This window comes from Pedobacter nototheniae, from assembly GCF_004335085.1.
Lineage (GTDB): Bacteria > Bacteroidota > Bacteroidia > Sphingobacteriales > Sphingobacteriaceae > Pedobacter > Pedobacter nototheniae.
The window spans coordinates 132591-145212 of the sequence record NZ_RQRS01000004.1 but is presented as its reverse complement, the minus strand read 5'-3'; the positions used below and the strand labels follow the sequence as shown (position 1 = coordinate 145212).

13 protein-coding genes are annotated in these 12622 nt (G+C 33.0%); 6 read left to right on the top strand and 7 right to left on the bottom strand.

What is annotated here, in order from left to right:
• Window positions 1-76 precede the first annotated feature (76 nt).
• From EHC72_RS05495 to EHC72_RS05470, 6 genes are all read right to left on the bottom strand, one after another.
• Window positions 77-643 (bottom strand): UbiX family flavin prenyltransferase, encoded by a 567-nt coding sequence (locus tag EHC72_RS05495; RefSeq protein ID WP_131536666.1) that lies wholly within the window; start codon window positions 641-643, stop codon window positions 77-79.
• A 404-nt stretch (window positions 644-1047) separates the two neighbouring features.
• Entirely contained in the window at window positions 1048-1677 is a 630-nt protein-coding gene (locus tag EHC72_RS05490) for a Crp/Fnr family transcriptional regulator (RefSeq protein ID WP_131536665.1), read from the bottom strand.
• 166 nt (window positions 1678-1843) lie between these two features.
• Window positions 1844-2704: an OmpA/MotB family protein gene (locus tag EHC72_RS05485; protein ID WP_131536664.1), complete on the bottom strand. Its 861-nt coding sequence runs from the start codon at window positions 2702-2704 to the stop codon at window positions 1844-1846.
• A gap of 91 nt (window positions 2705-2795) precedes the next feature.
• Complete coding sequence (locus tag EHC72_RS05480) at window positions 2796-3335, bottom strand: sigma-70 family RNA polymerase sigma factor (protein WP_233166797.1); 540 nt, start codon at window positions 3333-3335, stop codon at window positions 2796-2798.
• 94 nt (window positions 3336-3429) lie between these two features.
• Window positions 3430-4041 (bottom strand): Crp/Fnr family transcriptional regulator, encoded by a 612-nt coding sequence (locus tag EHC72_RS05475; RefSeq protein ID WP_131536663.1) that lies wholly within the window; start codon window positions 4039-4041, stop codon window positions 3430-3432.
• Window positions 4042-4176: 135 nt separating this feature from the next.
• Entirely contained in the window at window positions 4177-5349 is a 1173-nt protein-coding gene (locus EHC72_RS05470; protein WP_131536662.1) for an aldose epimerase family protein, read from the bottom strand.
• Between the two features lie 183 nt (window positions 5350-5532).
• Between EHC72_RS05470 and mgrA the strand changes: the two genes are divergently transcribed.
• Entirely contained in the window at window positions 5533-6525 is a 993-nt protein-coding gene (gene mgrA, locus EHC72_RS05465) for an L-glyceraldehyde 3-phosphate reductase (protein ID WP_131536661.1), read from the top strand.
• Window positions 6526-6644: 119 nt separating this feature from the next.
• Window positions 6645-7559, top strand: a complete 915-nt coding sequence (locus tag EHC72_RS05460) for a cation diffusion facilitator family transporter (RefSeq protein ID WP_131536660.1) — start codon at window positions 6645-6647, stop codon at window positions 7557-7559.
• On the opposite strand, the gene ligD is transcribed toward EHC72_RS05460, so the two are convergent.
• Window positions 7556-10246 (bottom strand): DNA ligase D, encoded by a 2691-nt coding sequence (ligD, locus tag EHC72_RS05455; protein ID WP_131536659.1) that lies wholly within the window; start codon window positions 10244-10246, stop codon window positions 7556-7558. The two genes, EHC72_RS05460 and ligD, sit on opposite strands and share 4 nt — an antisense overlap.
• Window positions 10247-10464: 218 nt before the next feature.
• Here ligD and EHC72_RS05450 point away from each other — a divergent pair, with 218 nt between their 5' ends.
• The 4 genes from EHC72_RS05450 (at window position 10465) to gpmA (ending at window position 12541) form a co-directional block, all read left to right on the top strand.
• On the top strand, window positions 10465-10680 hold the full coding sequence (locus EHC72_RS05450) for a DUF3606 domain-containing protein (RefSeq protein WP_131536658.1): 216 nt from the start codon (window positions 10465-10467) through the stop codon (window positions 10678-10680).
• A 12-nt stretch (window positions 10681-10692) separates the two neighbouring features.
• Window positions 10693-10896, top strand: coding sequence for a hypothetical protein (locus EHC72_RS05445; protein ID WP_131536657.1), 204 nt, complete (start codon window positions 10693-10695; stop codon window positions 10894-10896).
• A 99-nt stretch (window positions 10897-10995) separates the two neighbouring features.
• Window positions 10996-11325, top strand: a complete 330-nt coding sequence (locus EHC72_RS05440) for a hypothetical protein (RefSeq protein ID WP_131536656.1) — start codon at window positions 10996-10998, stop codon at window positions 11323-11325.
• Window positions 11326-11851: 526 nt separating this feature from the next.
• Window positions 11852-12541 (top strand): 2,3-diphosphoglycerate-dependent phosphoglycerate mutase, encoded by a 690-nt coding sequence (gene gpmA / locus EHC72_RS05435; RefSeq protein ID WP_131536655.1) that lies wholly within the window; start codon window positions 11852-11854, stop codon window positions 12539-12541.
• Window positions 12542-12622: the final 81 nt, after the last annotated feature.

Genomic DNA, 12622 nt, shown 5'->3' with positions numbered 1-12622 from the left:
TATAAACTTACAGTAAATTAACAAATCACGATTTATTAGCGAGTTTGTAAATACTAGTTTTACCTTAAAAAAGATGTTATTTCTCTTGCCAACGATAACTATTTAGTTCAAAACCAGCAAGATCTAAAACTCTGCTTACCACTGTTCCGGCAACTTCTTCCATACTTTTTGGTAAACTATAAAAGGATGGATTTGCCGGGCAGATAATCCCTCCAGCTTCGGTTACCGTTTTCATGTTATTAATATGAATTAAGCTAAATGGCGTATCGCGAACTACGGCTATTAATTTTCTGCGTTCTTTTAAAACAACGTCTGCAGCCCTGGAAATTAAATCATTTGAAATTCCATGTGCTATTCTTCCTAGTGTTCCCATTGAGCATGGTACAATAATCATAGTATCATATTTTGCCGATCCTGATGCAAATGGTGCATTAAAATCATTTTTACTATAAAAGGTAAAGTTATAGTTGCTATATTCTTGATTACCCAATTCAAATTCCCAAACTTCTTTTGCATTATCACTCATCACCACACCAACCGCTTCAATTTGATCTTTTAGCTTAGTTAATTCATCAAATAATACTTTAGCGTAAATAGATCCGCTTGCTCCAGTAATAGCAACAATTAATTTCTTCTTTATCATAACAGCACAAAATAGGATTTATAAAACAAAAAAGGGCCGAATACAAGTATTCGACCCTACATCTACCTATGAAAAACATACCCTCGAAAGGGTAAGAACAAATATATATATTTTTTTAAAAAAAGATAATTGTTAAATGTTAAATAGTGTAAAAGAGTTGCTAAAATCAAAACAAGATTACAAACAACTGATATACAATAATTTAATTTTTAAGTTTTTCATATAATTTTAATAAAAGGGCGATTAATTACATCAATCATGCCAAAATTGTTCTTTTAATTAATGTATGGTTAGGTTAGTTTGGGCATTTTTTAGATAATAGCCCATTAAAAAATCAACGAAAAAAGTGTTTTTACTAATACACTATCCTAAATTATTGAAGCTTAAATATCACTTAAAAGGTTTTAGCTTATTTGCTCCAATCTTGATCTTAATCGACTAAGTGTTTCTACTCTCATTCCTAAAAAAGAAGCGATATGTTTTATCGGAGCCCGATCAACCAAATCGGGATATGATTTAATAAAACGAATGTATTTTTTTTCAGTGGATTGTAAACGGGAGATAAACCCCCTTTCACAAGCTTGTAGGTAATAAAGCTCCGTCATTTTTCTACCTACGTAATTTGCAATATCAAAATTATTATACAGCTGCTGGGTCATATTTATAGGAACAGCCACAGCAATTACTTCTTCAATGGTTTGAATATATTCCTCTGATGGAAGTTCTTCATTCATAAAATTGCGAATATTTCCAACTAATTCATTTTCTCTTGCCATCCAGGTAGTCACTTCATTTTCTCCATTTTTCATATAACCTCTTACCAGGCCCTTTAAAACCAAAAAAATATACTTATTGCGATGAAGTGGTGATGAAATAAACTTATTCTTTTTAAATACCACAGGAAAAGTCTGTGTATTTATAATGTGTTCTATTTCCAAACTGAGTGGATGAAAAGTTTTGAAAATTGATATTAAAGGCGAAATCCCGTTGTAATTTGCCCACTTATCATTGGAATAAATATTTTCAGGGTTCATTTCTTCAAAGTATTAGGCTGTTAAAACAAAAATAGAGACTTATATATTTTTAAATCTATCAGACTATATAATTAGGAAAGGGATTAATCCGGGATTATTTTTATCAAAAATTATGAAATAAAAAAGGCTAAAACTTGTATGTTTTAGCCTTTTTAGGTGATTCTAATTATTTTTGTGCTTCTGGTGCTTTACCAATTAACTCCATAAACTGATCTAGTTTAGGGGTTATGATAATTTGTGTACGCCTATTTTTAGCTTTTCCTGCAGCACTATCGTTGCTCACTAAAGGATTATATTCCCCTCGCCCACCTGCTGTTAAACGTTTAGGATCAACAGCATATTTATTTTGTAAAGTTTGTACCACCGAAGATGCTCTAAGCGCACTTAAATCCCAATTATTACGAATATTTGGTTGCGAAATAGGCACGTTATCAGTATTACCTTCTATTAACACATCATACCCTTGATAATCGGTAATGATTTTTGCAATTTTACTTAAAGTTTCTCCTGCTTTATCAGAAATTTCATAACTACCTGATTTGTAAAGCATATTATCTGAAAGAGAGATATAAACTACGCCTTTAAGCACTTGAACATCAACATCAGTCATTTCTTCACGGCTTAAAGATCTTGTTAAATTATTGGTTAACACCAAATTAAGTGAATCACTTTTATTTTTGGTATTTACCAATTGCTGAATGTATTTATTAGAGCTGTTTATTTCATCAACCAATTTAGATATGTTCACATTTCCTTGGTTACTTGATGATAAACACTTGTTTAAGGCATCTTGTAGTGCGGTTACATTTGCCCTTTCGGATCTTATTTGTTCTTCCAGACTTTTTACGCGACTAGATGATCCTGATAATTCACGCTGGCTATCTTGATATTTATCGCTTAGTTCCTGATTTCTTTCACGAAGTTTCGAATAGGTAGATTCTAGTTCAGCGTACTTTTTATTGCTTACACAACCTTGAATAAGCACTACTGAAACTAGCATAATTGGGATTGATTTGTACCATTTCATAATTTTAACTTTTTATTTAAAGATATAAATAACAAACAGTGTACCGTAAAGTTTTTATGTTAAGAAATGTCAAAAGATTGAATGACCTGAGTTAATAGCTTGCCAAACCTACCTTAAGCTTGCCCATGGCCTTTGTAATATGGTATTCTACAGCTCTTTCTGAAATATAAAGAAGGGTTGCAATTTCTCTGTTGCTAAGGCCTTGCTCCCTGCTCATTTTATAAACCCTTTTGCACTGGCATGGTAAAGTATCAACCAGAACATTAACCTTTTCTTTTAAATTGTTGAATAAAACTTGTTCTTCTGTACAATTACTGGATTCTAAACAATCCATCATTTGAAATTCGGCATGTTTTTGTCTGCTTACTTTATTTCTTATGTACTCAAAAGTTTTAAATTTAGCCGAACGAATTAAATAGTGTTCAATATTTTGTATCTCAAGCTCGCTTCTACGTTCCCAAAGAGATTTGAAAATATCCTGAACCATTTCTTTTGCAGGTTCTACTTCGCGAATATTATTGTAGCAAACAGCATAAACTTTTTCCCAATATAGCTCATAAGATCGCTCGAACAAATCTTTATCAATGCGATTAAAAGTACCGGGAAGTATTTTATCTGTATTATCTGCCAAAATCTACTTAATGATTGTGTGCAAATATAGTTATTTAGACTTATTATAAATAAAAGATCTTCATAAAATCAGAAGCTACTGATTAACAGATAGATTAAATATCTTTTTTGATTTTACTTCTCATTCGGCTCAAAGTTTCGAGACGCATGCATAGATAACTAGATAAAATTTTAACAGATACTCTATTGTTAAGGTCGGGGTGATTTGTGACAAACTGTTTATATCTGGCTTCAGCAGTAGGTATTCTGGATAAAATTGATCTTTCGGAAGAAATTTGGTAATGAATAGCGAGTAATTTTCTGCCTAAGGCATTTGTTTCAGGAAAATGGGTATATAAGCAATCAATCAAATGGTAAGGAGCAACTAAAAGGGTGGTATCTTCTAAAGCTTGAAAATGTTCATTATATAACACTTTACACATAGAAGGACTCCTTATTTGCCCAATAAGGCATTGTTCTCCATTTAAAGATGTTGTTATTTCCTTATTATCCTCAACAATATAGCCCCTGATAAACCCTTGAAGAACAAAGAATATGCAATCTTTATAATGAGTTATGACATCTAAAAGTTCATTTCTTTTAATTGTTATTGTAAAAGTTTCTTTTTTAGCAAAAGAAACTACCTCCTCTTTTAAAGGCTGTAGCTTATTAAAAAATTCTAGCAGGGTATCTTTTTTGTACCCAACCAGGCTTGTATTTGATTCCATCCCGCCCGCAATGTATTATTAATGTTGCAAACCTACGAATTTCAAATATTAATGAAGCATAATTGACCGTCTATTTAACTTAAAAAGTAGTAACTTTTACTTTTCATTAGCATATTTACTACTACAATTTTTCAATTAATTGCTAAATTTATAAATGGAACTGGTTTTATAAATATCGCCGGCTTTTAAAACAGTGCTTGGAAAATTAGGCTGATTTGGAGAATCAGGAAAGTGCTGTGTTTCTAAACAAAATGCTGTTCTAAACTTATCCTTCGCTCCTGTTTTAAATATGTTTTTACTTTGCATAAAGTTGCCACTATAAAACTGTAAACCTGGTTCTTGCGTATAAACTTCCATAAGAATACCCGATTTATCTCCTTTTACGGTTGCTGCGTGAAACATATTTAAACCTTTTGTTTTGTTTAATACATAGTTGTGATCGTAACCTTTTCCATAGGTTAGCTGCTGATCTTTATCACGAATCCGTGCTCCAATATTTGTTAATTTAGTAAAATCAAAAGGAGTACCTGTTACTTTTTCTATCTTCCCTGTTGGGATTAAAGTCGAATCAACAGGCGTGTATTCATCGGCATAAATTTGTATAGAATGATACAAAATGTTTCCGCTTCCTTCGCCATTTAAGTTAAAAAAAGCATGATTAGTTAAATTAACGACTGTATTTTTATCGGTTTTGGCTTCATAATCCATTTTTAATTCATTATCATCTGTTAAAGTATAAGTAACCTTAACATCCAAATTGCCGGGAAACCCCTCTTCCATATCTTTTGATAAATAATGAAGTTCCAGTGTATGTTCATCTATTTGCTTAGCATCCCAAACTACGGCCTGAAAGCCAGCATTGCCACCGTGCAAAGTATTAACCCCATTATTGGTGGGCAAAGTATATTCCTTTCCATCTAATGTAAATTTTCCCTTAGCAATTCGGTTTCCATAACGGCCAATAGTAGCACCAAAATAGGGCTCTGTTGATTTTATATAATCATTTACACTTTTAAAGCCTACTACAACATCAACCATTTTACCTGCATGATTAGGAACAGAAAGACTCACCAAACGACCGCCATAATTAGTAAAAACTGCTTCGGCATTTTTAGCATTTTTTAAGATATAAAGTGCCGTTTGCTTACCATCTATGTCCTTTTTAAAAGAATCAGGAACTAGCTTTGCTACCTTAAGTGTATCTGTATTTATGTCATCAACAGATATTTCTTCTTTGTTTTCAGATTGACAGGCTGTTAATGCAATACTTGCAAGAGCAACAAAACCTAGTATTTTTTTAAAACTCATATTAAGGGTAAATTGGTCATTGATAATAAAAACTAAATATAAAAATTAATTTAAGAATACAAATAAATCGATTTAGTTATAACAAAAACGATACCCAATGCTTTATTGAGTGTATTTTTAAATATTTATTGCCGAAAAATAATTCCGAAAATCTACTTAACATTGTTCTTCAAAATAAAAAAGATGAGTCAATATATATCAGAAAATCGCTACAGCAGTATGCAGTATCGCCGTTGTGGAAAAAGCGGACTAAAATTACCTGCTATTTCGCTGGGCTTATGGCATAATTTCGGGCATGTAAATGTTTTTAAAAACAGTAAGGATCTAATTTATACAGCTTTTAACAGTGGGATTACCCATTTTGATTTAGCAAATAATTATGGTCCTCCTCCAGGATCAGCAGAAGAAGTTTTTGGTAAAATACTAGCTGACGATTTCAAAAATCACCGAGATGAAATGATTATTTCGAGTAAAGCTGGTTATACCATGTGGGATGGGCCTTATGGCGATTGGGGTTCAAAAAAGTATTTGGTTTCTAGTTTGGATCAAAGCTTAAAAAGGATGAAGCTTGATTATGTGGATATATTTTATCACCATAGGCCTGATCCCGAAACGCCATTAGAAGAAACTATGGCTGCTTTAAGTTTAATGGTGCAACAGGGAAAGGCACTTTACGTTGGTATTTCTAATTATGAAGCCCATGAGGCAGAAAAGGCAATCCATATTTTAAAAGAAATGGGTACACATTGTTTAATTCATCAGCCTAAATATTCGATGTTTGATCGTTGGGTTGAAAATGGATTGCTTGATGTTTTGGAAAATACGGGCGTTGGTTGTATTCCTTTTTCACCTTTGGCTCAAGGAATGTTAACTGACAAATATTTAAATGGCATCCCAGCAGATTCAAGAGTTGCTACTAGCGGTGTGTTTTTAAAGGAAAGCAACATTACCAAAGCAAATATTGAAATTATTTCTAAACTGAATGAAGTAGCAAAATCAAGAGGTCAGAAACTAGCCCATATGGCATTATCATGGATTTTAAAAGATAATAGAATTACATCTGTACTAATTGGTGCAAGTAAATCAGAACAAATTACAGATTCTATTAAGGCTTTAAATAATATAGAATTTAGCGTTGAGGAGATTAATTTGATTAATGAAATTCTTAAAGGATAAATTATTTCGGGGATTAGTGTTATAATCCCCGAAATTTTAAAATAAATTTCTATTCGTCAGTTGCAAACTAAATGTTGATCTAATGGTTAATCATTTATCAATTTTATTTCATCTGAACTATGGCTAGAGCCAACAAATCAATATATAGCGCATTAGCTGCTAACTTACTTATTGCACTTACCAAGTTTATAGCTGGCGGATTTACGAATAGTTCATCCATGATTGCTGAAGGAATCCATTCTACTGTTGATACGAGTAACCAAATTTTATTGCTTTATGGTTTAAAAAGAAGTCAAAAACCTGCAGATCAATATCGCCCTTTTGGTTACGGTAAAGAATTATATTTCTGGTCTTTTATTGTTTCCATAATGATTTTTGGATTAGGTGGAATCGTTTCCATCTCTCAGGGTATTGCCCACATTCGCCATCCAGAAGTATTAGGCAATCCTACCTGGAATTATGTTGTTTTAGGTTTATCCTTTATGTTTGAAGGCGCATCATTTATTGTTGCCCTAAAAGAATTTAATAAAACCAGAAATGGTGTTTCTTGGTGGAAAGCCATAATAAAAAGTAAAGATCCATCAGGTTTTCTTGTTCTATTTGAAGATGGAGCAGCAATTTTAGGCTTACTGATTGTTTTTGTTTTAATGTTATTCAGTCATGCATTTAACCTTCCATTTCTGGATGGACTTGCATCTGTTTTAGTGGGAACCTTACTAGTTTTTGTTTCTTTTATTTTAGCTAGAGAAAGTAGAAGTTTACTAATGGGCGAAGGGGTTACACCCGAAACCCAGCAAAAAATTAAAACCATTGCAGAGGCTGATGAAGATGTTGTAAGTGTGGTAAGCATACTCACTACTTATCAATCTCCAAAGGAAATTCTGTTGATGCTGATTTTAACCTTTCAGCCCGAACTTGATACAAAAGATTTAACGGATGCGATTGAAAGGGTTAGAGAGAAAATTAAATCTGAATTTGATTTAATAAAATTTGTTATTATCCAACCGCAGGCAGCCACAGAGTTTCAAAGTTAGCCAAATGTTGCTTTTGCTTTGGCAATTGCTTTTTGTAAATCTATTCCTTTTCCTAAAACACCCTTAAACAAATCTCCTTCGAGTTTTAAACGTGCTATTGCATTAAAAATATTAAAATCTTTCATCTTCAAGCCAGGTTTTACTTCATCCCAATGCAAAGGCATTGAAACCGTGGCACCAATTTTCGGTCTGAGTGAGTAAGGACCAGCAATGGTTGCCCCTGGCCTATTTTGCAAAAAATCGAGGTACATTTTTCCTTTTCTCGCAGAAATCATTCTTTCCAAAGAAGTAAATTTTGGAATTTGATTATGAACCAGATTTACTACAATTTTCGCAAACATTTGACTTTGATCGTAACTATATTTTGCATCCATCGGGATATAAATATGCATTCCGGTTGATCCGGAAGTTTTACAGAAACACGGTACATCAATTGCATCCAAAACCTTTTTAACCTCTAATGCAGCTTCAATCACCTGGTTGAAAGTGTTTTTATCCGGATCAAGATCTATTACACAATAATCGGGGTTATCGGGGCTTTGTATTCTGCTAAACCATGGATTCATCTCAATGCAGCCTAAGCTTGCCATCCACATCAGCGTTGCTTCGTCTGCCCCCACCAAATATTCCTTTTCCTCTCCTTTACTGGTTTCGTAAGGGAAAGTTTTAACCCATTCTGGTGCCTTTCCTTTAACATCCTTTTGGTAAAAACTTGGTCCGTGGATGCCACCTGGAAAACGATTTAAAGACTGAGGTCGATCTTTTAAGTATGGCAAAATATAATCAGCAACTTGATAATAGTAATTAAACATATCTCTTTTCGTCACATTATCTTCTGGCCAGTAAACTTTGCTGAGGTTTGTAAACTTTAGTTCATGACCTTTTATTTTACGTACTTGCGTTTCATCTTTAGGGTTAAGCAAGGTTTTTGGTTGCTTTCCTTTTGGGGGTTTAATAGCCTCATTATGTTTATTTTCCTTATTGTGCAGTAATTCATTTGTTGATTTTTCTGTTTCCAGCACCACCTCCTTGGCTTTTTTATCAATTCTCATCCCTTTAAAAGATGGATGTCGAAATACTCCATCTTCTGTCACTTCCGTAAATGCAACTTCACAAACTAGTTCAGGTTTAAGCCAGGTAGCTTTAGCTTTTGGAGGATTTGGTCTGAAACGGGAAGGTTTATTCACATCAGGCAGCACCTTAAAAGGGCTTTCATCAATGATAAGAGGTTCAAACTGTTTCATCATTTCTTTTTGCAACTGATCTGAAAAGCCCGTTCCTACCTTACCCACATATTCCAAAACGCCTTTTTTAAAAACACCAAGCAGCAAAGAACTAAAGCTTTTACTGGTATTGGCATTTTTTGTGAAACCAGCTATAATAACTTCCTGCCTTTTGTGTACTTTAATTTTAAGCCAATCTTTTGATCGTTGATTTGGGACATAAAGGCTACTACTTTTCTTCGCAATTATTCCTTCAAGTCCCATTCTTTCTGCTGCATCAAAAAAATCTATACCACTTGCCTTAAAAACTTTTCCTAATCTAATTTGGTCATCATCCAAAGGCAAAATATTCTTTAAAATTGCTTGTCGCTGGTTAAGGGGTAAATCTGTTAAGTCTTTGCCATCATACCAAAGTAAATCGAAAACATAAAAAACCAATTCTCCATCGGCTTCGCTACGCCAGTTTTGTAGAGCTGAAAAGTTCGAAATTCCCTTTTCATTCAGCACCAATATTTCCCCATCCAGCACTGCGTTTATTTTCCAGTTACTTAATAAATCATAAATTGGATAAAACTTATCGTTAAAAGATTTATCATTTCGTGATTGCAGATCTACATTTCCCTTATTCACATATGCTAAAGCCCTATAACCATCCCATTTAACTTCATATTGCCAATCAGGATCATCAAAAGGCTCATCAACAAGTGTGGCGAGCATGGGCTTCAACTTTTTAGGCATTGATGCTTTCGGTAACTTTTTTAATAGCGCTTTTACATCAATTTGTTCACTCTCGCCTACATGCTCAGTTTCCTTAGTGTTTTTTGCTTTTGCAGATTTTTTTTCTGGTTTAACCTGTTGCTCATGTCCTTCCTTCCAAACTTTTTCAGAAGTTTTTTCCATGTTTTCAATGGTTTTACCTGAAACAACTGATTTATCCAACTTTGTTATGTCCTTTGTTGAAGCAAATTCATCGTTATGCTTAATTAGTAGCCAACCGTTTTCGCCCATTCCATGCGTTTTAACCAAGGCAAATTCACCTTTAAGTTTTTCTCCATGGAGGTTTATTTTTAAAGAACCAGATTTAAGTTGTTGCAAAAGGTGTTTCTCTTGTGCTTTTTTACCTTTTATTTTTTCAATAGGTTCATAAGTACCTTCATCCCAAACAATAACGGTTCCACCACCATATTCTCCTTTGGGTATTATTCCTTCAAACTCTCTGTAGTCATATGGATGATCCTCTACCATCATAGCCAATCGCTTAGTTTTAGGATCTGTTGATGGGCCCTTTGGAACCGCCCAACTTTTTAATACGCCATCCATTTCCAATCTAAAATCGTAATGCAATCGCGATGCATCATGCTTTTGAATCACAAATAATAATTTGCCATTATTTTTAATTTTCCCCGATTTTGGTTCTGTTGTTTTAGAGAAATCCCTCTTGGCAACATATTTTTCTAGGCTCATATTAAATTTATTAATTGTTTACAGATAATGCTTAAAACTATTGTATGCCCAAAAAGGTTTTAAAATAGATGCTGAACATTAAAAACACAAACACATAACAAACTGTTAACAAACAACTTAAAGCAAACAAGTTTAATTTATCATAAATTTGTCAAAGAAAAAAAAGCCAAAACCAAATCCCTTTCAAGGCTGTTCTGTTATGTACCAATGTAAATGCTATGGAGCCACAACACATCCCAACCAACACAGAAATGCTACTAATTGATGTAGCTGAAGAAAGCGACCGTAAATACTGGGCTGAGAAGCTTGGTGTGAGTTGCGAAACATTAAAATCTGCAATCAGGGCCATTCATAATATGGAGTTTATAAAGGTCCAACAATATTTAATTTCTAATAAACTAAATCAAGCGCCATTTAACAAATCTTTTATTTAGAATATGTGAACGATGAAAAATACAAGAAAACCTGGCGTACAAAATCAAGTTATCAACCAACCTATAACAGATTGTAATCACCTTATAGATCTACCTTCTGTTGAAAATCCTTTTCCAAATAAGGATGGAATTTTCTCTAAAAATAATCAGCCAAAGGGCGAAATTAAGTTGCTAAGTAAATTCTTTCCAAAAAATGGGTTATATAATTTGCTTTAACTTTAAGCAAATTAATAAAAACCTTGTCTATCTAATTTTGTTAATCTTCATATACATCTATAAAAGAAAATTGCTACAATGAAGCGTTAATAAAAGCCTATGAATAAACAGTACCAAATTAAAAACCATAAATCCCTTTGCAACCAATTACAAACATTAAAAAACGAAATAAAAGAAAAAGAGCACTCCATACCAAAAGACAGCGTTAACTTACTGAAATATAAAATTTTAAGATTTAAGCATAGAAATTTCAGTGACATTAAACACACTGAAAATATTGCTTACAGAAAAAACCTAATTGGAAATTTTTTATCAAAAATGATTAAAAGTAAGGTATTTAAAAATAAGGGGTTTCTATTTAAGCTTTTTGCTGGTGTTATGGCAAAAAGGACTGGCAAACATATTCACCAAAAATTACTATCTAAATAAATTTAAAAGTGGTTGTATTTTAATAATGTAACCACTTTCTTTTTTGAAATAAAAAGGCCAAGGTGTTTAGTACCATAATTGGATCATCCCTAATCCTAGGTAAAAACAGCACTTGACCGGTAACAGCACCATAACATCATTAAACTAAGTTTAAACTTTGATATGGCAATATTTTAAGCACAGATTAAGCTAACCCAAATTTTGGACTTGTTTTAACTGAGACAAGAAATTTTGTTTTTATGAGTATATATACAAAATCAAACTTCTCTTTTTGAGATTAAGCTTAATAATGAAATATTAAGAAATACGATCAAGAAATACTCACTAGGGTTGATTGCAAGCAATAATAATTACCTACTCTATATAAAACATCAATTTTGAACAATTATTATATTGACGTTCACTTTTTTTCTACAAAAAACATAAACAACTGAAAAACAAATATATAAATTTATTTTATTGCAACTTATTTTACATGATACTATATTACATTTTGTTGATTTAGAGATTGCAATTTACATTGAAGATGAAAAAAATAGTATTGATTAGGCATGGCGAGAGTTTGTGGAACCGCGAAAATAGATTTACTGGATGGACGGACGTAGATCTTTCTGAAAACGGTTACATTGAAGCCAAAAAAGCAGGTGCTATTTTATTAAAGAATGGATATAATTTCGATTTGGCTTTCACTTCCTTATTAAAAAGAGCCATAAAAACATTGCACATTGTGTTAGAGGAGCTGGATCATTTGTGGATACCGGAGATAAAATCATGGCGCTTAAACGAACGTTTTTATGGCGCTTTACAAGGATTAAACAAGGCTGAAACTGCCGAAAAATATGGTAAGGAACAAGTGTATAAATGGCGAAGAGATCCTGATGAAGAACCTCCAGCACTAAAAAAAGACGACCCCAGATACCCTGGAGCGGATTTGAGATATGGAACTTTGACAGAAGCTGAATTGCCAGTAACAGAAAACCTAAGCGATACTATTGCCCGCGTTTTGCCCATTTGGACCGAAACGATTGTGCCTGCCTTACAAAGCGATCAGAAAATTATTATTGCGGCACATGGCAATAGCTTAAGAGCCTTAATAAAATATATTGATGGCTTAACAAATGAAGAAGTTACTACTTTGGAAATTCCAACGGGTGTACCTTTGGTTTATGAGTTTGATGATAACTTACAAAAGTTGAGACATTATTATCTGGACTAGTTTCTAAATTTCCCTGTTTCCTATTATTTTAATAATACCTAAACATGATTTAAGTTATTATGGCGACGCATATTTTTTCGA